The following is a 21,039-nucleotide window of genomic DNA, read 5'->3' as shown; positions in this document are numbered from 1 at the left end:
ACCCATCTACTCGCGAGATCGGGGGTTCTGCAACGATGGAGCTATGCGCATCGCGGATCATGTGGTTGACCTCATCGGCAACACGCCCCTTGTTCGGCTGAACTCGGTGGTCGGCTCCAACGCGGGCCTGGTGGCCGCGAAGGTCGAATACCTGAACCCGGGCGGCAGCTCCAAGGACCGGATCGCGGTCAAGATGATCGACGCCGCCGAGCAGGACGGACTGCTGAAGCCGGGTGGCACGATCGTCGAGCCGACCTCGGGCAATACCGGTGTCGGCCTGGCGCTGGTCGCGCAGCAGCGCGGGTACAAGTGCGTGTTCGTGTGCCCGGACAAGGTCAGCGAGGACAAGCGCAACGTGTTGCGTGCTTACGGCGCCGAGGTCGTGGTCTGCCCGACCGCCGTGCCGCCGGAGCACCCCGACAGCTACTACAACGTCTCCGATCGCCTGGTCCGCGAGATCGAGGGCGCCTGGAAGCCCAACCAGTACTCCAACCCGGGTGGCCCCGACAGCCACTACGAGACCACCGGCCCCGAGATCTGGGCCGACACCGAAGGCAAGGTCACCCACTTCGTCGCGGGTGTCGGCACCGGCGGCACGATCTCCGGCACCGGCCGCTACCTCAAGGAGGTATCCGGCGGCAAGGTGAAGATCATCGGCGCCGATCCCGAAGGCTCGGTGTACTCCGGCGGCACCGGTCGCCCGTACCTGGTCGAGGGTGTCGGTGAGGACTTCTGGCCGAGCGCCTACGACGCGTCGATCCCCGATGAGATCATCGCCGTCTCCGACGCCGACTCCTTCGAGATGACCCGGCGCCTGGCTCGCGAGGAAGGCCTGCTGGTCGGCGGTTCCTGCGGCATGGCCGTGGTCGCCGCGATCGAGGTCGCCCGTCGCGATCCCGATGCCGTGGTGGTCGTGCTGCTGCCCGACGGTGGCCGCGGCTACCTGTCGAAGATCTTCAACGACAAGTGGATGAGCTCCTACGGCTTCCTCCAGACTCCCCTCGAAGCGGGCCCGGAACCGCTGGTCGGCGACGTGCTGCGCGGCAAGTCCGGCGCCCTGCCCGACCTGGTGCACACCCACCCGTCGGAAACCCTGCGCGACGCCATCGAGATCCTGCGCGAATACGGCGTCTCCCAGATGCCCGTCGTCGGCGCCGAGCCGCCGGTCATGGCAGGCGAGGTCGCGGGCAGCGTCACCGAACGCGACCTGCTCTCGGCCGTCTTCGAAGGCCGCGCCAACCTCACCGACTCCGTCGCCCAGCACATGAGCCCGTCCTTCCCGCTGATCGGCTCGGGCGAACCCATCTCGACCGCCACCAAGGCCCTGTCGGATTCCGACGCGCTGATGGTCGTCGAAGACGGCAAGCCGGTCGGCGTCATCACCCGGCACGATCTACTCGGCTTCCTCAGCACCGGCTCCATCTGACGCCGAGGCCTCGCGAGACACCGCTGAGCGGCTCCCACACCTGATGTGGGAGCCGCTCAGCTGGTTTGTGGCGCCGCTCGGGTCAGCGGTCGAGTGCTGAATGCAGTGCCACCCATTGCTCCGGATGGACGTAGGCGACCACAGTGCCGGGTGCGATCCCCGCTGTCGCCATCGCGTCGTCCACACCCTGGTAGCGGGTGCGCAGGGACGCGCGGACCGTACCGCCGACTCCGGAGAACGCGGCCCGCACCAGCTCCGTGTAGGAATCCCGGTGGGGGACAAGGGGTTGCGCCCGTCGGGTGATTCGCAGGATCGCCGAGTCGACCGAGGGGATCGGGCGGAAGTGGTGGCGGGGTACCTGCCCGCGGAGTTCCCAGGCGAACCAGGGCCAGGTCGATGCGGTCAGCAGGCTCCAGCGGCCGTAGTCGCCGGTGCGTTTGCGGGCGTATTCGCGTTGGGTGAGCAGGGTCGCCGAGGTGAGGGTGGGGGCGGTCAGGCACCAGTCGACGATCTCGGCGGTCACCGAGTACGGGATGTTGCCCACCACGGCGAACGGCTCGCGGGGAGCCTTGGCCTTGGTGAAATCACCACGGACAACCCGGATTCCGTTCTCGGAACGCGTTTGCGCCGAGAGCTTGGCCGCGAGGAGTGGATCGATCTCGTACGCGGTGACCTGTGCGCCCCGGCGGGCAATGGCACGCGTGAGAATGCCCGCACCCGCACCGGGCTCGAGGACGGTCCCCGTCGGTTCGGCGACCGTCACGATCGAGTCGACTGCGGCCTGATTCACCAGAAAGTTCTGTGACAGTGTCCTTCTCGCGTGGTCACGGGCGGTACGGCCACCGCGCTGAGCGGTGACCTTGCGCTGAGTGTGTGAATAGTTTCGGTGTGAATGATCCTGCGCCACGGCAGTTGCCCCTTCGGGTCTTCGAGTTGATGGAGGCTCGAAGGGCCCTGGGCGCGCCGGTGGACGCCGATGAAGTTATCCGCGTCCGCTAGCGGGCCCGAGCCCGGCTGTAGCGGAGGCGAATGAAGTAGTTGCACGACATGGGAACGAACTCTAGGAATGCGGGGAGCCGCGGCGCAACCGGATTTCGGTTCGGCCGGTGATCAGGCGGGTCCGGTGCGCGCGCGGCTACGGGCCCGTACCTCGGCGACCGCCGATGCGGCGGCGCGGATCGCGCTGTTGATGGAGATCTCACCGCGCATGCCGGGTGCGGCGACCATGTCGCCCGCCAGATAGATGCCGTCGCCTCGATCGATGGCGTGCCGGTCACGCCAGGTGGTTCCGGGTAGATCGAGTGCGCCGGTCCGGCCTTTCGAGGTGGCGGTGCGGTGGAAGGTGTTGCGGGAGCGCCAGTCCGGGATGGTGGCATCGGCGAACTGTTCGAGGCGCTCGTGAGCGGAGTCGCGGGATTCGTTGTCGCGCAGCGGCATCTGGAGTTGGTACAGGGATTCGCCTGCGGGAGCGATGGTGTCGTCCTGCATGGTGTAGCTCTCGTGGAAGCCGCCCTGGTCCAGGTCGAAGACGATGCTGCGGTCTCGGCGGTCTTTGATGACGCCGAGGTCGAGAAGCGCCGCGAAACCGCTGGTGCCGTGCAGGGTGTCGTCGCCGAGCAGGCGACGGGCGGAGTCGAGGTCGGTGGCGACGATGACCGGTCCACCGGCGGGCAATTCGGTGACCCGCGAACCGGTTTCGATGCGCACCCCGAGTTCGGTCGCGCGCGCGGCCATGCGATCCATCGTCTGCTGCCAGCCACCGCGCACCCAGCGCACCGCGGGGACGGCGGGGCCGAGTGCCCGCTGGAACAGATCCCAGACGAAGGCGGCGGAGAGCCTGCCGGTGTTCGCGTCGTAGGTGACCACGCTGATCGCGTTGGCGACCTGGGTGGCCGTGCGCTCACCCCAGCGACCGGCGGCCCAGGTGTGGAAGTCGACGTCGACCGGGGCCTGCAACCACTTGCGTGACTGCGCGCGCAACATCCCGAGCGGAGGCACGCGGCGGATCGTGCCGTCCGTGCGGAACCCGAGTCTCGTGGCGTCGGCGAGCCCCGGCCAGCCGAGGCCGGCCACGAAACCGCGCTCCTTCAACCAGGTGTAATGCGGGCCGTCGGCGTAGAAGACATGCGCGCCTTCGTGGGCGACGTGCGGTGGTGGCGTCGCGCGACCACGTCCGCCCAGCGCCTTGTGCGCTTCGAAAAGCTGGACCGGCACGCCGGTTTCGGCGGCGGCGATCGCGGCCGTGAGTCCGGCCAGTCCGCCTCCGACCACGGTGATGGGTGTGTTCATCCTCGGTCCTCTCCTTCGGGAACCGCCCAGTCGAGCCGGGCGGCGATCAACTCTGCGGTAGCTCGTAGGTATCGGTCGGTGTCGACGTCGGCCGGGTGGTCGCCGTCGAAGATGTCGCGAATCATCCAGAAGTGGGCGAGCGCGCCGACCAGGACCGCCGCGGTGGCGTCCCAGTCCTGCTCACCGGCCCGGTCCCCGGCGAGCTCGACCAGCCCGCGGGTGACCGCCGACATCACCACCGCGTACTCCTGCTGCCGGAAGACCTCCAGCAGGGAAGTGGGGATCGAATTGTCCCGCAACAGAATTCGGGTGACGTCGCGATCGTGATCCAGACGCGCCAAGCCGATCCCGCACAGCGCGACGATCTTGTCGACGGTGCTGCCCGACGGCGTGATCGCCTCGAGCGCCGCCGCGACGGAGAACGTGGGCGCCAGGAACTGGTCCCACTCGCCGCGATCGCTCAGCCGCGTGTCCACCGCGGCCACCAGCAACTCGTCCTTGGACTTGAAGTGCCGGTACAGCGCGCCGGACCCGCCGGAGAGCCCGGCCGCCCGCTCGATCTGCGCGACCGAGGTCTTGGCGAAGCCCTGTTCCCCGAACAGGCGCAAGGCCTCGGTCAGGATCCGCTCCCGCGACGTAGGCGACTCGCTGTAAGTAACCACTTACTCACGGTGACTCGAGTGTGCGACGAACACAAGACCCCTGCGGTGAGTAGTGGGTCACTGTGCCGCTGACCGGCCGTGAGCAAATTTATCGCTACTCGACCGATTCGATGAGTATTACCTGGGTAAACACCACGAACAGGTGCTTCGGCAATTCAGCCGCCCTGATCAGCAAGAGCGAGCGAAAGGACTGGCCGTGGATACCTCCGTCGTTGCGATAGATTTCCAGCAGGGCTTGACCGACGCGTGGAGTTCGGTCGCGCAGTTCGTCCCCAAAGCGGTGGCGTTCATCGCCATTCTTCTTGTCGGCTGGATCATCGCGAAGGTGGTCGCCAAGATCGTGAACGCGGTGCTGGAGCGCGTCGGATTCGACAAGCTCGTCGAACGCGGCGATCTGCGGAAAATGCTGTCCCGCAGTAAATATGACGCTTCCGACATTATCGCCAAGATCGCCTATTACGCGATTCTGTTGATCGCGCTACAGATCGGTTTCGCGGTATTCGGGCCGAACCCGGTCAGTGCGCTGCTCACCAGCATCGTGGCATGGCTGCCCAAGGCCGTGATCGCGATCGTGATCGTGGTGATCGCCGCGGCCATCGCGCACGCGGTGAGCGACCTCGTCTCCAATGTGCTCGGCGGGCTGTCCTACGGGACCATGCTCGGCCGGATCGCGGCGGTGTTCATCTGGGGCATCGGCATCATCGCCGCGCTGAACCAGATCGGTGTCGCGACCTCGGTGACCACGCCGATCCTGATCGCCGTGCTCGCCACCATCGGCGGCATCCTGGTGGTCGGTGTCGGCGGCGGCCTGGTGCGGCCCATGGAACAGCGCTGGAGCAACTGGCTCGGCAATCTGGAATCGGAGATGCCCGCGATGAAGGGGCATGCCCAGGCCTACCAGCGTGGACGCGAGGATGCCGAGCGTCAGGGTGAGCGGGTGGCACCGAGCACGACCCAGCAGGCATGGGCCACGCCCGGCGCGAGCGCCACGGAAACCGAGCCCGGCTGGGGTGGCGAAACGGCTAGATGACCAACCGGCGTCGGCGCACCGTCAGCCTGCGGGAGGCGGGGCGCCGTCGTCGTTCTCAGTCGTCGGCGTACGCGCACACCGCGGCAAGGCGCAACTGCAGCCAATCGGCATCGTGCCAGTTGTCCGGCGCGCCTGCGAAGAATCCGTCGGCCCGCTCGGCGAAATGATCGAGTAGTCCGCGGACATAACCGGCGAGCAGCACGATGAGCGGCACCCGGGCCGAATCCTCGACGCCGAGCTCGAGAATGTCGCGCACCGCGGCGGCATGCTGATCCAACTGCGCCGACAACGCGGGCACCGCCGCGGCGACGACCGCCGCGGGTGCTCCGAACTCGGTGTTCAACTGCTGTATTTGTCGTTGCGCCGAAAGTTCGAGCAACGCGCGACCTGGCGCAAACATCACAATATGATAGCAATCTATACGGTGATGCTGAAATTGGATTGTTTCAAGATCAAACTCATGGCCTGGCGAATATGACGCAACATCGAGCACGCGCGATCGAATTCCGGTGAGCGCAACCATGGTCGCTGTCCAGGTGTTCTGCTGGACTGTCGAACATGGGCAGCGAACGTCGGAAATTGAAGACCGTCACCGGGGTCAGCGGATCGCGCGACGTGTACGCGGCGGCGCTCGACCCGACCCGATCGACCCTCGACGAAGCGGTACGGATCGCCCGGATCGCGCAGGCCAACAAGATCGGTGCGCTCTTCGCGGCGGACCTGCTCAGCTTCGGTGCCCAGGGCGCCATCGGTGCGCAGGAACCGCTGATCCAGCTCGCCGCCCTCAGCGCGGTGACCACCGATGTGGGCCTCATCGCCACGGTCACCACCACCTTCCACCATCCCTACAATCTGGCCAGGTTGTTCGGCACGCTCGACCACATCAGCAACGGCCGCGCGGCGTGGAACGCGGTGACCTCCTCGCTGGGGGAGGAGAACTACGGCGATGAGGACCTGCCGAGCCCGGAGCAGCGCTACGCTCGCGCCACCGAGTCGCTGGAAGTGGTCAACGCGTTGTTCGACAGCTGGCAGCCGGGTGCGCTGCGGCAGGACAGCAATGGTGTTGTGGCACTGGACGAATCGCTCGTGCGGCCGATCGGCCATGTCGGACAGTATTTCTCGGTGCGTGGTCCGCTGAACATTCCACCGCTGCCCCAGGGCAGGCCGGTCCAGTTCCAGGCCGGTCAATCCGCGGGCGGGGTCGAGTTCGGTGCGCGATTCGCGGAGGTGGTGTTCACCTCGCTGCCGACGCTGGAGGATGCGATCACCTACACGAAGAAGATCCGCACCCGTGCTACCGAATTGGGCAGACCGGACGGACTTCCGCTCATCTTCAGTTCCTTGCACGCCACCTATGGCGCGACGGAGGAGCAGGCCCGCCGGCTGGTTCGCGAGGCGGCCGAAGCCACCGATTTCGAGGCGGGGCGCCGTCAGCTGGCCGACATGCTCGGCGGCGACATCGATTTGTCCGACCTGCCACTGGACAAGCCCATCCCGGAAACCCTTCTACCGCAACTGGGCTCGGTCCACCGGCGCCGCGGCCGCGTCGAGATCTTCGGCAAGCTCGCCGCGTCCGGCGCGACGCTGCGCGAACTCGTCATCGCCGCCAAGGACACCGGCCACTGGGCCGTTGCGGGCACGCCCGAACAGCTGGCCGACGCGATCGAGGAGCGCTATCGGGCGAATGTGCTCGACGTGATCTCCCTCGGCGGGCTCACCGACGAGCGCACCCACGATTTCGTCGTCAACGGTCTGCTGCCCGAACTGCGTCGCAGGAATCTGCTCGATACCGACTATCTGGGCGCGACCTACCGGGAGAACCTGGAACTGCCCGCGCCGACCGCGGCGGCCAGGGCGTAGCCGACACGACAGCGCGGAGTTGCGCGAACCGGGCGCCCGATGGACTCTGAATGGGTATAACCGTTCCGAGACAACTTTCGGCAAACCAGCTCGGCGAGCGAAGGGATCCGCAGTGCAGGTCACCGACCCGGCCGTACAACTGTTCGGCATGAGCCCGGTTATCGCTGCTAGCGCAGGGTATTCGGCGCAGACGAGGATCGCCGAGGCGTGGCGGCGCTCGCCCTACGCGCCAGTACTCGGACGTCTCACCGCCGCGATCATCTGGGGTTGCGGCAGTGTGGCCGGTCTGACCGTGCTCGGCATTCCCACAGCGATCACCGTGCCCATCGCGCTGACCGTCCTCACGGTGGTGATCGTCGTGCTCGCCGCGGCCTTCGCCGGCGGCATGATCAGGCCGAGACCGGCCGGTACCTGACCTACCGGAACGCGTTCGCGTCGGTGAGCGCCTTGCCGATGACCAGCTGGTGCACCTCGGCGGTGCCCTCGTAGGTCAGCACCGACTCCAGGTTGTTGGCGTGCCGCAGCACCGGGTAGTCGAGGGTGATCCCATTGGCGCCCAAGATGGTTCGGCATTCGCGAGCAATCTTGATTGCCTCGCGAGTGCTGTTCAGCTTGCCCGCACTGATCTGCTCGCCGGTGATCTCGTGACGATCCTTCAACCGGCCCAGGTGCAGCGCGAGCAACTGTCCCTTGCCGAGCTCGAGCGCCATATCGGCCAGCTTGGCCTGAGTGAGCTGGTAGCCCGCGAGTGGCTTGTCGAATACCTCGCGGCTGCGGGAGTAGTCGATCGCCGCGCTGAGGCAGTCGCGGGCAGCGCCGAGCGCGCCGAAGATGATGCCGAACCGCGCTTCGCTCAAACAGGCCAGCGGCGAACTCAGCCCGCGTGATTCGGGCAGCACCGCGTCGGCGGGCAAGCGGACGTCGTCGAAATCGAGTGCGGCGGTGATCGATGCGCGCAGCGACAGCTTGCGGTGGATCTCGCGAGTGGTGAAACCCGGTGTGCCCGAGGGCACGAGGAAGCCACGCACCCGCGGCTTGTCCGCGCCCGGCTCGTCCGCGTAGGCCCAGACGATCGCGATATCGGCGACCGACCCGTTCGTGATCCACATCTTGGACCCGTTCAGCACCCAGTCGTCACCATCGCGACGCGCCCGCGTGCGCATCCCGCCGGGGTTGGACCCGAAGTCGGGTTCGGTGAGTCCGAAGCAGCCGATCACCTCGCCGGCCGCCATCGCGGGCAGGTACTGCTGCTTCTGCTCCTCCGACCCGAAGAAGTGAATCGCCGCCATCGCCAGCGAGCCCTGCACCGACACCATGCTGCGCACCCCGGAGTCGACCGCTTCGAGCTCCTGGCAGGCGAGCCCGTACGCGGTCGCCGACGAGCCCGCGCAGCCGTAGCCCTCCAGGTGCATGCCGAGCAACCCGAGCTTGCCCAGTTCCGGCGCGATCTCGCGAGCTGGGAACGTGCCCTGCTCGAACCAGTCGGCCAGGTGCGGTCGCAGCCTGCGTTCCCCGAATCGCGCCACCGTGTCGCGGATCTCGCGCTCCTCCTGCGACAGCAACGGATCGATGGCGAACAACTCTTCGACAGTGACCATGGCGTGAGCTTAACCGCAGTACCACGCCCGAATCCGACACTTCGACCAGGCCGATACCCCAGCGATCGCACGCGAAGCGAGCCAACTAGTCTGAGGCAATGAGTGAGCTGGGATTCTCCACCAGGGCCGTGCACGCCGGATATGAACCCGATCCTCAGACCGGTGCGGTCAACGTGCCCATCTACGCGAGCTCGACCTTCGCCCAGGACGGCGTCGGCGGCATGCGCGGTGGCTACGAGTACGCGCGCACCGGCAACCCCACCCGCACGGCACTGGAAGCCAACCTCGCCGCCCTCGAATCGGGCAGTTACGGGCGGGCCTTCGCCTCGGGTATGGCGGCCACCGACTGCGCGCTGCGCGCCATGCTGCGCCCCGGCGATCACATCGTGATCCCCGACGACGCCTACGGCGGCACCTTCCGGCTCATCGACAAGGTCTTCAGCCAGTGGGGCATCGAGCACTCGCCCGCCCACATCGCCGACCTCGACGCGGTGCGCGCGGCCATCCGCCCCAACACCAAGCTGGTGTGGATCGAGACCCCGACCAACCCGCTGCTGAGCATCGGTGACATCCCCGCGCTGGCCGATATCGCCCACGAGTCCGACGCGAAGCTGGTCGTGGACAACACCTTCGCCACCCCGTACCTGCAGCAGCCGCTGCTGCTCGGCGCCGATGTGGTGCTGCACTCGACCACCAAGTACATCGGCGGTCACTCCGATGTCGTCGGTGGCGCGCTGATCACCAACAGCGCCGACCTCGACAAGGATTTCGCGTTCCTGCAGAACGGCGCGGGCGCTGTCCCAGGTCCGTTCGACGCCTTCCTCACGATGCGCGGCATCAAGACCCTGGCCGTGCGCATGGAGAAGCACTGCGACAACGCCGAGGTCATCGCGGAGTTCCTCACCAACCACCCGGCCATCTCCCAGGTCATCTACCCGGGCCTGCCCACGCACCCCGGCTACGAGATCGCGCAGAAGCAGATGCGTCGCAGCGGCGGCATGATCTCGGTGCGCCTGGTCGGCGGCCGGGACGCGGCGCTGAAGTTCTGCTCGCGGACCGAGATCTTCACCCTCGCGGAATCGCTGGGCGGCATCGAATCGCTCATCGAACATCCCGGCGCGATGACGCACGCGAGCACCGAGGGATCGGCGCTGGAAGTCCCCGCCGACCTGGTCCGGCTCTCGGTGGGCATCGAGGACATCAGCGATCTGCTCGCCGATGTCGAGCAGGCGCTGAGCTGAGCAGGGCCAACACACATGACGAAGCGGCCGCATCCGGATTCCGGATGCGGCCGCTTGCGTTCGGGTTCTAGATGTACGGGTTCAGCGCGCTCAGCTGTGGTACGGCTCCGCGCTGACCAGCGTGACCTTCATGGTGTTGCCGTTGGGGAGTGTGTACTCGCGGGTCTCGCCCACCTTGGCGTCGATCAGCGCGCCGCCCAGCGGCGAGTTCGGCGAGTAGGCCTCGAGGCCGGTGGCGCCGAGCCCTTCTTCGCGGGTCGCGATCAGGAAGGTCTCGGTATCGCCCTCGTCGCCGTCGTAGTAGACCGTGACGACCGAGCCCGGCAGTGCCACACCGGATTTGGTGGGGGCGACGCCGACCTTGGCGTTGTTCAGCAGTTCCTGCAGCTGGCGGATACGCGCCTCCTGCTGACCCTGCTCTTCACGCGCGGCGTGGTAGCCACCGTTCTCCTTGAGGTCGCCCTCTTCGCGGCGCTCGTTGATCTCGGCGGCAATGACCGGACGATTGGCAATGAGCGAGTCCAGCTCGCCCTTGAGCCTGTCGTGCGACTCCTGGGTAAGCCAGGTCACATTCTCGGTCATCTCGATCACTCCCTAGTAGTTGTTCCCGGCGCACCGGGATTCCCTGAAACCGGCGCGAGACCCCCCGAAGGAGGGCATGCACCAGCCCGACGGCTGGAGCGATCCTGGGGGTGAACCCGATACCCACAAACAGCACCGCTGGCCGCCAATGCAGCAAACACGGCTCCGAACCCCGGAACCGTGTATCAGACCATTTTAGCATGTCTCATAAATATGCAGGTCAGGCTAGGCGGGCGTGCGCAGGTAGCCCGGAATCTGGTCACTGCAACCATAGATGTCGCCCGCCGAAGCGCGGGCTGATGACTTCACCGTAGTGCTCACCTGCACGCTGGTCGAGTCCGAGCCGGGAACGAGTATTTCGCGCCTGCCCACCTCGGCGCCGTCGCGATCCATCGCGCGCACGAAGCAGACCACTGCCTGCTGTGGGTTGTCGCGGGTCACCTTGATCCGCACGTCCAGGGTGGCGTCGTCGACGACCACATAGCCCAGCTGCTCGGTCTCGACCGCCTTCGGACCATATTTCTGGAAGCCCAGATAGGCCACCGCGAAACCGGCCACCACCACGCCGACACCGAGCAAAACCATCAGCCACAGGCGACGCGCAGGTGGTTTCGTACCGTATCGATCGGCGTGTCGCGCTGCTGCCGCGGCCGAGGTCGCGGCGGAGTCGGGTGCGGGCTCGGTCATCGGTTTCGCGCTCCCGGGGGTGGTCGGAACAAACAGGGGGTCGGATGGAACTATAGGTAACGACATCTGACACCCGCGAGCGAGAGCGACGGTGAACGAGAAGTGAGTGGCCTTCGCCTCATGGCAGTGCACGCCCACCCCGACGACGAATCGAGCAAGGGCGCCGCGACGACCGCCAGGTACGCCGCGGAGGGCGTCGAGGTGCTCGTCGTGACGTTGACCGGCGGCGAGCGCGGCAGCATCCTGAACCCGGCCATGGACACCCCCGGTGTGCTGGACCGGATCAACGAAGTGCGGCGCGAGGAGATGGCCGCGGCCGCCCACGCGCTCGGCGTGCGCCAGCACTGGCTGGGCTTCGTCGACTCGGGCCTGCCCGAGGGCGACCCGCTACCGCCGCTGCCCGAGGGCTGCTTCGCGCTGGTGCCGCTCGAGGAATCCACCGAGGCGCTGGTGCGCGTGATCCGCGAGTTCAAGCCGCAGGTGATCACCACCTACGACGAGAACGGTGGCTACCCGCACCCGGACCACATCCGCTGCCACGAGGTGTCGATGGCCGCGTACGAGGCCGCGGGCGATCCGACGAAGTTCCCCGAGGCGGGCGAGCCGTGGACACCGCTCAAGCTCTACTACGACCACGGTTTCAGCATGAAGCGCCTGGAGGCCTTCGCCGACGAGTACGAGCGCATAGGTGAACCGTTCCCGCTGCAGGAGTGGCTGGACCGGATGAAGCAGTACCAGGCGGCGCGTGGCGACATCATGGGCCGGGTCACCACCCAGATCGAATGCTCGAAATACTTCCCCCAGCGTGACGACGCCCTGCGCGCCCACGCGACCCAGATCGATCCCAACGGCGCGTTCTTCGCGATCCCGTTGGAGATGCAGCAGCGGCTCTGGCCGACCGAGGAGTTCGAATTGGCCAAGACCAGAGTGTCCACCGCTATCCCGGAGACCGACCTGTTCGCCGGCATCGAGGACACTGACCGGTGATGTTGGTCTACCTCGCGCAGCAACCCACCGGCCCCGAGTTCGGCAAGGCCTCCCCGCTCGGCCTGCTGGTCATCCTGATCCTGCTGGCAGGCACGGTGCTGCTGGTCCGCTCGATGAACAAGCATCTCAAAGGCCTGCCCGAAACGTTCGAACCCGAGCACCCGGAACCGGATCAGAAGGCCGACGAGGGCACCGAGCCGGGCGTGATCACCGAGGACGCCGCCGACCCGCCGAAGCCGACCGCTTAGCGGGCTGCGGCGAGATCGGCGACGAGTTCGCCGACGAGGTCGCGTGCGGCGGTGGCGTGTTCGGCCACCGAGCGCTGCGCGCCACTGTTGCTCAGCTCGATCATCGTGTTCATCAGGCCGAACAGGGCGATGAGTCGCCGCAGCGCCGCGCGGCGCTCGGACGCTGTCATGGCTGCCGTGGTCATCGTCATGTTCACAGCTATGGGATCGTCGCAGGTCGTGGGTTCGTTTCGCCCGAGATTGAATCGTTGCTGGAGCGAACTACCAGTCGATGAGGTCGAGTTCGTGCAAACGCCGGAAGACCATCAGCGAGCCGGGGGCGACGTGGTCCATGGCCTCGTATTCGCTGCCGGTGAAGTAGCGGAATTCGGCGATTTCGCCGGTGGCCTGGGGTTCGCCGGTGAGTTCGGCACGGAAACAGGTCATGTGCAGACCGGTGTTGCGGCGGTGGCCGAAGGCTTCGGCCTCGAAGACACCGAACTCGGCGACACCGGCCAGGCCGACGCCGAGTTCTTCCTCGATCTCGCGATGTAGCGCCTGTAAAGGGGTCTCGCCGGGGTCGATCTTGCCGCCCGCCATGTAGAAGACATCCTTGCCTTCGGGACGCGTCTGAATCAGCCTGCGGTCGCGGACATGGGCGAGGGCGGCGGTGCGGATCATGGGGATCACTCTAGGGAGCGATCGGCTCCGGCTCACGTCGAACGTGCTCCGCGTCACCCTGGTGTCTGGGTCAGCTCACGAAGTCGGTGCCGGTGGCGGGTCGACGGTCAAAGTCTCGGCGGCGGCCAGAGAGTCGGCGCGCGAGGTGTCTTTGAGGTCGACTCCAGAGCGGCCGAGTGCGCGGGCCCCCGCGACCAGACCTGCCACCACCCGGGCGGCGTCGGCATAGGCGAGGCCGTCGGGCGGGTGGATGTTGGAGATGCAGTTGCGTTCGGCGTCGGCACGGCCGGGGCGCGGCAGATGGGTGAGGTAGATACCGAGGCTGTCGGCGACCGACAGGCCGGGGCGCTCGCCGATCAGCACCAGGACTGTACGCACGCCCATGGCTTCGGCGATGTGGTCGCCCAGCGCCACTCTGGCCTGGGTGGCGATGACCGGCGGTGCCAGGGTGTAGCGGTCGCAGAGTTCGCCGGCGAGGGCGGCGAGCAGGCCGGGGGCGTGCTCGGACAGTGCCAAGGGGGACAGCCCGTCGGCGAGAACGAAGCCGATGTCCGCGCGGGTAGCGGTGACGGGGGTGAGGTCGTCGGGCACTCTGCCGAGATCGGGGCGGCGCAGGTACTCGGCGCGATCGGCCGCCCTGCTGGCTACGGTGACCGGAGTGCCGAGACCGAGCGTGGCGATCTGCTCGGTGAACGTCGCGACGTCCAGCGGAAGGTGCACGGCGTCGCGGGCCGCAGCGTGGGCGGCGCGCAGTGCGAGGACATCTGTCGTAGGTAGCGCGTCGCCGGTGCGGCCGAGCCCGATCCTGGCTCGCGTGCTGTCCCGGAGATCTCGCCAGAAGTCCTGGGCGACATTGGATTCCGATGGTCGGCCCGCGGGGGATACGGCAGCGTCCTCGGCGTGCGGAGAACCTGCCGGATCGCGCGACGCCGCTACGTCGTCCGTGCTCGGCATCATTGCCTCCAGGCTTCGGTGGTCGTGACCGACTGTGGATAGTTTCGGCGCTGGCCCTGGCGCGGTCACCGGGTGGCCGTCAGTGCGCGCAGAGGTGACGACAGCGGTTCTACTTGTCGCACACGGCCGTTCGCGTCGAGCATGCCCAGGCCCGCCAGCCAGGCCTCGAATTCCGGTGCGGGGCGCAGGTTCAGGACCTGGCGGGCGTAGAGGGCGTCGTGGAACGACAGGCTCTGGTAGCCGAGCATCACGTCGTCGGCGCCGGGCACCGCGATGACGAAGGCGCAACCGGCCGCACCGAGCAGCGTGAGCAGGGTGTCCATGTCGTCCTGGTCGGCCTCGGCGTGGTTGGTGTAGCAGACATCCACGCCCATCGGCAGGCCGAGCAGTTTGCCGCAGAAGTGGTCTTCGAGCCCGGCCCGGATGATCTGCTTGCCGTCGTAGAGGTACTCGGGTCCGATGAAGCCGACGACTGTATTCACCAGCAGCGGTCGCAGATCCCGGGCTACGGCGTAGGCGCGTGCTTCCAGGGTCTGCTGGTCCACCGGCCGATCACCAACGCCCAGATGGGCATTCGCGCTCAGTGCTGACCCCTGCCCGGTTTCGAGATACATCACGTTGTCGCCGACGGTGCCGCGCCGCAGCGATCGCCCCGCCTCGTTCCCCTCCCGCAACAGCGAGATATTCACGCCGAAGCCGGTATTCGCGCCTTCGGTACCCGCCACGGACTGGAACACCAGGTCCACCGGCGCCCCGGCCTCGATCAACCCGATGGTCGTGGTGACGTGGGAGAGCACGCAGGACTGGGTCGGGATATCGAAGCGAAGGCGCACCTCGTCGAGCAGATGCAGCAGATCCGAGGTGGCCTGCGGTGAGTCGGTGGCGGGGTTGATCCCGATCACCGCGTCGCCACAGCCGAGCAGCAGTCCGTCCAAGGTAGCGGCGGCGATCCCGCGCGGATCATCGGTCGGATGATTGGGCTGCAACCGCGTGCTCAACCGGCCGGGCAGGCCGATGGTGGTGCGGAATCCCGCGGTCACCTCGACCGCCTTGGCCACCGCGATCAGATCCTGATTGCGCATGATCTTGCTGACCGCGGCCACCATCTCCGGTGTCAGCCCCGGCGACACCGCGGCCAGGGTCGCCGCGGAATCGGCGGCAGCGGCGACAGCGAGCAGCCAGTCGCGCAATCCGCCGACGGTCAGATGCGAGATCGGCGCGAACGCCGACCGGTCGTGACTGTCGATGATCAGCCGGGTGACCTCGTCGGTCTCGTACGGAACCAGTACGTCGCTCAGAAACGTGGTCAGCGGCACCTCGGCCAACGCCCACTGCGCGGCGGCACGTTCGGCATCGGTGGCCGCCGCGCATCCGGCGAGCTCGTCACCACTGCGCAGGGGAGTGGCTTTCGCCATCAGGTCGATCAACCCGTCGAAGGTGTGGGTCGTAACGCCGATTGTGCTGCGGTACAAGGTCATCGGTCCCTTTCGAGAGTTTCCACGGCCACCGGAGCCCGGCAGTATGCGCGACGCCGCCGGGTGCCTGACGGTCTACTCCAGCTCGGATTCCGCTTTGGCGATCGCCGCGAACTCCTCGTCCGGCGACTTGGCGACCAGGTGTTTGCGACTGTAGAGCGCGAAGTAGGCCATGAAGGCGACGAACACACCGAGCGTCCACAGCGCGGCCTGCTGGTCGACCAGGAACGTCGCCGCGACCGATGCGGCCGCGATGACCAGTGCGAACGCCGTGGTGACGATGCCGCCGGGCGTGCGGTACGGGCGCGGCATGTTCGGTTCGCGCACGCGAAGCACGATGTGGGACACCATCATCAGCACGTAGCTCAGCGCCGCGCCGAATACGGCCATGTTCAGCAGCATCGCGCCCTTGCCGGTGAGCGAGAGGGCGAAGCCGATCATGCCGGGCACGATCAGCGCCAGCACCGGCGCCTTGCGGGAGTTGGTGATCGACAGGACGGTCGGCAGGTAGCCGGCGCGGGAGAGTGCGAAGGTCTGGCGGGAGTAGGCGTAGATGATGGAGAAGAAGCTGGCGACCAGACCGGCAAGGCCGATGTAGTTGACCACCTTGGCCATCGAGCTGTCACCGAGCGCCTCGACCAGCGGGTTGCCCGAGGCGGAGGCGCTCTGGGCGCCGAGCGCGCCGGTCACCAGGAACAGCACCGCCGCGCCGGTGACACACAGCAGCAGCATCGCGACGATGATGCCCTTGGGCACGTTCTTCTCCGGCTCGCTGGCTTCCTCGGCGGCCAGCGGCACGCCTTCGACGGCGAGGAAGAACCAGATCGCGAAGGGTATGGCGGCCCAGATGCCGAGGTAACCGAACGGCAGGAACGACGACGACCCGGTTGCCGCGGGATCGGCCGCGATGTTGGTCAGGTTGGCCGCGTCGAACTTGCCGACGGCCGCGAAGGCGAAGATCACCAGGCCGACGAGCGCGATCCCGGTGATCACGAACATCGCCTTGAGCGCCTCACCCGCACCGGTGAGGTGGACGCCGATGAACAGCGCGTACACCGCCAGATACACCCACCAGCCGTCGGTGATCCCGAACAGGTTCAGCGAGTCCACATAGGCGCCGATGAAGGTGGCGATGGCGGCGGGCGCGATCGCGTATTCGATGAGAATCGCGGTGCCGGTGGCGAATCCGCCCCATGGCCCGAGTGCGCGCCGGGCGAAGGTGTAGCCGCCGCCCGCCGCTGGCAGCGCCGAGGACATCTCGGCCATGCCGAGCACCATCGCCAGATACATCGCGGCGATCACGACGGTGGCGATCAGCAGACCGCCGAATCCGCCTTCGGCGAGACCGAAGTTCCAGCCGGAGAAGTCGCCGGAGATCACGTAACTCACGCCCAGGCCGGCGAGCAGCACCCATCCGGCGGTGCCCTTGCGCAGGGTGCGTTTGGCGAGGTAGTCGTCGACTGGTGCGCCCTCGCCTGCGGCGGGGCTGACTTCTGTACTCATCGGGAGCCTCTCATCAACAAACAGATGCGCGTTCGACCGGCCACGGTGCTCGTCGAAGGTTGAAGAATGATTGACGACTGTTACGGCCGTGGATCCGTCAGGTCAGCGGTGCGTATCGAGCACCGCTGACCTGCGGAAACGAACTGATTACGGGTGTTTCAGATCACCCGGTCGGCGGCGGCGCAGAGTCGAGCGCGGCCGATTCCTCGTCGGTGAACAGGCGTGAGCGGATCAGGAACCGCACGCCTTCGGGGGCCTCGAGGGAGAATCCGCCGCCGCGGCCCGGCACCACGTCGACGGTGAGGTGGGTGTGTTTCCAGTACTCGAACTGATCGGCACTCATCCAGAACGGGGTGTCGCCGGGCAGGTACCCGAGCAGCACGTCCGACCCGCCCACCCGGAACTCGCCACGCGGGTAACACATCGGCGAGCTGCCGTCGCAGCACCCACCGGACTGGTGGAACATGACCGGGCCGTGCTGCCCGGTCAAGTCCCGCAGCAGCGCCGCCGCCTTCTCGGTGAGGTCGACGCGCTGCACCATCAGAAGAAGCCGAGCTTCGTCGCCGAGTAGCTGACCAGCAGGTTCTTGGTCTGCTGGTAGTGATCGAGCATCATCTTGTGGTTCTCGCGCCCGATGCCGGACTTCTTGTAGCCGCCGAACGCCGCGTGCGCGGGGTAGGCGTGGTAGCAGTTGGTCCAGACCCGGCCCGCCTTGATGCCGCGGCCGAGGCGGTAGGCGGTGTTCATGTCGCGCGTCCACACGCCGGCGCCGAGGCCGTAGAGGGTGTCGTTGGCGATGGAGAGCGCCTCCTCGGTGGTGTCGAAGGTGGTGACCGCGACGACGGGGCCGAAGATCTCCTCCTGGAACACGCGCATGTCGTTGGTGCCCTTGAAGATCGTCGGCTCGATGTAGAAGCCGTCGGACAGCCCGTCGACGCTGCGGACCGCGCCGCCGGTGAGCACCTCGGCGCCTTCCTTCTTGCCGATGTCGATGTAGGACAGGATCTTCTCGAACTGATCGTTGCTGGCCTGGGCGCCGATCATGGTCGCCTCGTCGAGCGGGTTGCCGCTGATGATGGCCTTGGTGCGTTCGACGCAGCGGGCCATGAACTCGTCGTAGATCGACGAGGCGATCAGCGCGCGCGACGGACATGTGCACACCTCGCCCTGGTTGAGTGCGAACATGACGAACCCTTCGATCGCCTTGTCCAGGTAGTCGTCATCGGCGGCCATCACATCGGCCAGGAAGATGTTGGGGCTCTTGCCACCCAGCTCGAGGGTGACCGGGATGATGTTCTCGCTGGCGTACTGCATGATCAGCCGGCCGGTGGTGGTCTCGCCGGTAAACGCCACCTTCGCCACGCGCGGGCTCGAGGCCAGCGGCTTGCCCGCTTCGACGCCGAAACCGTTGATCACGTTGAGGACTCCCGGCGGGAGTAGATCCGCGACCAGTTCGACGACCTTCATGATCGAGGCCGGGGTCTGCTCGGCGGGCTTGAGCACCACCGCGTTGCCCGCGGCGAGGGCGGGCGCCAGCTTCCAGGTGGCCATCAGGATCGGGAAGTTCCACGGAATGATCTGCGCGACAACGCCGAGCGGCTCATGGAAGTGATAGGCGATGGTGTCCTTGTCGACCTCGCTGATACCGCCTTCCTGTGCGCGCAGCACCCCGGCGAAGTAGCGGAAGTGGTCGACCGCGAGGGGGAGGTCGGCGGCCAGGGTCTCGCGGACCGGCTTGCCGTTGTCCCAGGTCTCGGCGACGGCGAGGGCCTCGAGGTTGGCCTCGATCCGGTCGGCGATCTTGTTGAGGATGTTGGCGCGCTCGGCGGCCGAGGTCTCACCCCAGGCGGGGGCCGCGCGGTGGGCTGCGTCGAGCGCCAGTTCCACATCGGCGGCGCTCGAGCGGGCGATCTCGCAGAACGGCTGCCCGTCCACCGGGGAGGTGTTCTCGAAATAGCGGCCTTCGACCGGCGGAACCCACTTACCGTCGATGAAATTGTCGTATCGCGGCGCGTAGCTGACGACGCTGCCCTCGGTGCCCGGCTTGGCGTAGATCATGTGCGGTGGCTCCTCGCTGATTCCGATGAATCGTGACGCCCATCACTATCCCCGCCAAGGGTTGATGAAACGTTGAAGCCGGACCGATCAGGCGCGAAGAGCGGTGTGTAGGCGTGCGGTGGCGACGGCACGGCGGGCATCGCGAGTGGGGAGCAGGGCGAGGGCGTGTTCGTGGACGGCGATGTCATCGGGGGCGGAATCCCCGTATGTCAGTGCGTGATTCGCGTCCGGGCTGTTGAGAACCGCGTTACGCATGGCGACTTCGAGGTAGTCGCGCCATTCGCTGATGCCCGGTGTGTCCGAATCAGGAAGCAGCGGACCGTGATACAGCCGCACGGCGGTGTCGAGATCGCCTCGCTCGATGGCGCGCAGCACGTCGACGGCGTCGCAGGACAGGGGAGTGGTGAAGCGGTAGACGCGGCTGGTGATGTCGCCGCCGGTGGCGCGGCGCAGGTACGACATCTCCGATTTCAGCGTGCTCGCGCCGACCGCGCGATCACCGTAGACCGCGTAGTGCAGGCGTTCGTGGCTGTAGCCGTCGTCGTCGAGGGCGAGCAGGGTGAGGATCTCGAGGTGGCGTGGCCGCAACCGGATCTGCTGACCGTCGCGCATCAACCGGCCGGTGCCGAGGCAGGTCAGCCGCATTCCGGCGGGCGCGGGCACGGCGGCGTGCAATTTCGCTTCGATGGCGCTGGTCATGGTGCGCACGGTGGCCATGGCCAGCGGATGCGAGCGTTTCCAGGTGGTCGACAGGTCGAGCACACCGAGCAAGGTCCCGTCGGCGGCGCGGATCGGCGCGCAATAGCAGACCCAACCATGCAGTGCCGCGACAAGATGCTCGGCCGAGAACACGGTGTGCGGTTGGTCGGTGCGCAATGCCAACGACAGTGCGTTGGTCCCCATATGCGCCTCGTCCCATCGCCCACCCGGCGCGAAGTTCACCTGCTCGGCCCGCCTGCGCATGACGGGTCCGCCGTAGGTCCACAGGATCGTCCCCGAAGCGTCGGTGACCGCCGCGACGTACCCCGCGTCATCAGCGACACTGTGCAGTTGCTCTTTCAGCTCGGTCACCGGCCCCCGCAACGGCGACTCCGCCCACCGGGGCCCGATATCGGTCTCACTGACCGGCGCGTGATCCCGCCCAGGATCCACGGTCCGCAACGACCGCGTCCAAGACTGTGCCACCTCGGTCCGCACGCCCGCCCCCGAAACCTCCACCCCGCCCGGCACCCACATCGCCCACTCCCGCTCCAGCGCGGCGCGCTGCGCGGAAAGCGTGAGCTGCACCATCGACGCGACTTCCTATTCGACTGCCCGAAACGAGGATTACACCCCATCATGCCCCACCTCCGCGCGCTGAACAGCCCTTTCGTCAGCCCGAGCGGCCATACGGCGAGGCTCGATTTCCTCGTCGTCTACCAAGCTGCCGATTGCCGCCGCGCGTCCACGGCCATCTCCGCCAGGTCTGCGTGAACCACCCACAGCGTGGGTGGTAAGGCAGGATGGATTCGTAGTCGTGAAGCATGAAAAGTGGGGCAATTGTGTATGCAATTGTGTACACTTTTCTCATGGAGACACTATCGGTGCGTGAGGCGCGGGAGCAGTTGTCTGGTCTTTTGGCGCGGTTTCGCAAAGGTGATCGGCGACCGATCGGGGTCGGATCCCATCGGAAGACCGAGGCGGTGATGGTGCCTGTCGAGGTGTTCGAGGAGTTGACTGCGGAACGGTCCCGGTCGTTGGCCCAGGCTGCGGCTTCGGTCAGGGCGGAAGGTGCGTCGG

22 protein-coding genes are annotated in these 21,039 nt (G+C 67.0%); 7 read left to right on the top strand and 15 right to left on the bottom strand.

Features of this window, described 5'->3' with window-relative positions:
* Window positions 1-43: 43 nt before the first annotated feature.
* A complete protein-coding gene (locus ACQHI0_RS23695) occupies window positions 44-1,426 on the top strand; it encodes a cystathionine beta-synthase (protein WP_427904028.1) in 1,383 nt (460 codons plus the stop codon).
* An 82-nt stretch (window positions 1,427-1,508) separates the two neighbouring features.
* Here ACQHI0_RS23695 and erm read toward each other — a convergent pair whose 3' ends face one another.
* The 3 genes from erm to ACQHI0_RS23680 all read right to left on the bottom strand — a co-directional run bounded on the left by erm (window position 1,509) and on the right by ACQHI0_RS23680 (window position 4,377).
* Window positions 1,509-2,333 carry a 23S ribosomal RNA methyltransferase Erm gene (gene erm, locus ACQHI0_RS23690; protein ID WP_427904027.1) on the bottom strand — a complete coding sequence of 275 codons (825 nt, stop codon included), beginning with the start codon at window positions 2,331-2,333 and terminating at the stop codon, window positions 1,509-1,511.
* 203 nt (window positions 2,334-2,536) lie between these two features.
* The gene (locus tag ACQHI0_RS23685) at window positions 2,537-3,715 is read right to left on the bottom strand and encodes an NAD(P)-binding protein (protein WP_427904026.1); all 1,179 of its coding nucleotides are present in this window, start codon (window positions 3,713-3,715) and stop codon (window positions 2,537-2,539) included.
* Window positions 3,712-4,377: a TetR/AcrR family transcriptional regulator gene (locus tag ACQHI0_RS23680; RefSeq protein WP_427904025.1), complete on the bottom strand. Its 666-nt coding sequence runs from the start codon at window positions 4,375-4,377 to the stop codon at window positions 3,712-3,714. Before ACQHI0_RS23680 ends, ACQHI0_RS23685 begins: the two co-directional genes overlap by 4 nt.
* Window positions 4,378-4,573: 196 nt before the next feature.
* On the opposite strand from ACQHI0_RS23680, the gene ACQHI0_RS23675 reads away from it, so the two are divergent.
* Window positions 4,574-5,407, top strand: a complete 834-nt coding sequence (locus ACQHI0_RS23675; RefSeq protein WP_427904024.1) for a mechanosensitive ion channel family protein — start codon at window positions 4,574-4,576, stop codon at window positions 5,405-5,407.
* A gap of 55 nt (window positions 5,408-5,462) precedes the next feature.
* On the opposite strand, the gene ACQHI0_RS23670 is transcribed toward ACQHI0_RS23675, so the two are convergent.
* Complete coding sequence (locus ACQHI0_RS23670) at window positions 5,463-5,807, bottom strand: DUF6401 family natural product biosynthesis protein (RefSeq protein WP_427904023.1); 345 nt, start codon at window positions 5,805-5,807, stop codon at window positions 5,463-5,465.
* Window positions 5,808-5,965: 158 nt separating this feature from the next.
* On the opposite strand from ACQHI0_RS23670, the gene ACQHI0_RS23665 reads away from it, so the two are divergent.
* Window positions 5,966-7,267 carry an NtaA/DmoA family FMN-dependent monooxygenase gene (locus ACQHI0_RS23665; RefSeq protein WP_427904022.1) on the top strand — a complete coding sequence of 434 codons (1,302 nt, stop codon included), beginning with the start codon at window positions 5,966-5,968 and terminating at the stop codon, window positions 7,265-7,267.
* 112 nt (window positions 7,268-7,379) lie between these two features.
* Complete coding sequence (locus ACQHI0_RS23660; protein WP_427904021.1) at window positions 7,380-7,682, top strand: hypothetical protein; 303 nt, start codon at window positions 7,380-7,382, stop codon at window positions 7,680-7,682.
* A gap of 1 nt (window position 7,683) precedes the next feature.
* Here the strand turns inward: ACQHI0_RS23660 and ACQHI0_RS23655 are convergent, their stop codons facing one another.
* Window positions 7,684-8,865, bottom strand: a complete 1,182-nt coding sequence (locus tag ACQHI0_RS23655; protein ID WP_427904020.1) for an acyl-CoA dehydrogenase family protein — start codon at window positions 8,863-8,865, stop codon at window positions 7,684-7,686.
* 98 nt (window positions 8,866-8,963) lie between these two features.
* Between ACQHI0_RS23655 and ACQHI0_RS23650 the strand changes: the two genes are divergently transcribed.
* Window positions 8,964-10,106, top strand: coding sequence for a cystathionine gamma-synthase (locus ACQHI0_RS23650; RefSeq protein WP_427904019.1), 1,143 nt, complete (start codon window positions 8,964-8,966; stop codon window positions 10,104-10,106).
* A 90-nt stretch (window positions 10,107-10,196) separates the two neighbouring features.
* On the opposite strand, the gene greA is transcribed toward ACQHI0_RS23650, so the two are convergent.
* Together greA and ACQHI0_RS23640 are read right to left on the bottom strand one after the other, a co-directional pair.
* Entirely contained in the window at window positions 10,197-10,688 is a 492-nt protein-coding gene (greA, locus tag ACQHI0_RS23645; protein WP_056813695.1) for a transcription elongation factor GreA, read from the bottom strand.
* 225 nt (window positions 10,689-10,913) lie between these two features.
* Window positions 10,914-11,375, bottom strand: a complete 462-nt coding sequence (locus ACQHI0_RS23640) for a DUF4307 domain-containing protein (protein WP_427904018.1) — start codon at window positions 11,373-11,375, stop codon at window positions 10,914-10,916.
* A gap of 120 nt (window positions 11,376-11,495) precedes the next feature.
* Between ACQHI0_RS23640 and mca the strand changes: the two genes are divergently transcribed.
* Window positions 11,496-12,362: a mycothiol conjugate amidase Mca gene (gene mca, locus ACQHI0_RS23635; protein WP_427904017.1), complete on the top strand. Its 867-nt coding sequence runs from the start codon at window positions 11,496-11,498 to the stop codon at window positions 12,360-12,362.
* Window positions 12,362-12,610 (top strand): hypothetical protein, encoded by a 249-nt coding sequence (locus tag ACQHI0_RS23630; RefSeq protein WP_427904016.1) that lies wholly within the window; start codon window positions 12,362-12,364, stop codon window positions 12,608-12,610. The genes mca and ACQHI0_RS23630 overlap by 1 nt, the downstream gene beginning before the upstream one ends.
* Here the strand turns inward: ACQHI0_RS23630 and ACQHI0_RS23625 are convergent.
* The 8 genes from ACQHI0_RS23625 to ACQHI0_RS23590 all read right to left on the bottom strand — a co-directional run bounded on the left by ACQHI0_RS23625 (window position 12,607) and on the right by ACQHI0_RS23590 (window position 20,550).
* Window positions 12,607-12,801, bottom strand: coding sequence for a hypothetical protein (locus ACQHI0_RS23625; RefSeq protein ID WP_427904015.1), 195 nt, complete (start codon window positions 12,799-12,801; stop codon window positions 12,607-12,609). The genes ACQHI0_RS23630 and ACQHI0_RS23625 overlap by 4 nt on opposite strands.
* 70 nt (window positions 12,802-12,871) lie before the next feature.
* A complete protein-coding gene (locus ACQHI0_RS23620; RefSeq protein WP_427904014.1) occupies window positions 12,872-13,270 on the bottom strand; it encodes an NUDIX hydrolase in 399 nt (132 codons plus the stop codon).
* Between the two features lie 75 nt (window positions 13,271-13,345).
* The gene (eutC, locus tag ACQHI0_RS23615; protein ID WP_427904013.1) at window positions 13,346-14,227 is read right to left on the bottom strand and encodes an ethanolamine ammonia-lyase subunit EutC; all 882 of its coding nucleotides are present in this window, start codon (window positions 14,225-14,227) and stop codon (window positions 13,346-13,348) included.
* Window positions 14,228-14,289: 62 nt separating this feature from the next.
* Window positions 14,290-15,702, bottom strand: a complete 1,413-nt coding sequence (locus ACQHI0_RS23610) for an ethanolamine ammonia-lyase subunit EutB (RefSeq protein ID WP_427904012.1) — start codon at window positions 15,700-15,702, stop codon at window positions 14,290-14,292.
* A gap of 72 nt (window positions 15,703-15,774) precedes the next feature.
* Window positions 15,775-17,202 (bottom strand): ethanolamine permease, encoded by a 1,428-nt coding sequence (gene eat / locus ACQHI0_RS23605; protein WP_427904011.1) that lies wholly within the window; start codon window positions 17,200-17,202, stop codon window positions 15,775-15,777.
* A 163-nt stretch (window positions 17,203-17,365) separates the two neighbouring features.
* The gene (locus ACQHI0_RS23600) at window positions 17,366-17,743 is read right to left on the bottom strand and encodes a DUF779 domain-containing protein (RefSeq protein ID WP_427904010.1); all 378 of its coding nucleotides are present in this window, start codon (window positions 17,741-17,743) and stop codon (window positions 17,366-17,368) included.
* Window positions 17,743-19,260, bottom strand: coding sequence for an aldehyde dehydrogenase (adh, locus tag ACQHI0_RS23595; protein ID WP_427904009.1), 1,518 nt, complete (start codon window positions 19,258-19,260; stop codon window positions 17,743-17,745). Before adh ends, ACQHI0_RS23600 begins: the two co-directional genes overlap by 1 nt.
* An 87-nt stretch (window positions 19,261-19,347) precedes the next feature.
* Window positions 19,348-20,550, bottom strand: coding sequence for a transcriptional regulator (locus ACQHI0_RS23590; protein WP_427904008.1), 1,203 nt, complete (start codon window positions 20,548-20,550; stop codon window positions 19,348-19,350).
* Window positions 20,551-21,039 lie beyond the last annotated feature (489 nt).

It is taken from the genome of Nocardia sp. FBN12, assembly GCF_050320175.1.
Lineage (GTDB): Bacteria > Actinomycetota > Actinomycetes > Mycobacteriales > Mycobacteriaceae > Nocardia.
Note: the sequence above shows the minus strand (reverse complement) of the source record. Positions and strands in the feature narration are given on the sequence as shown.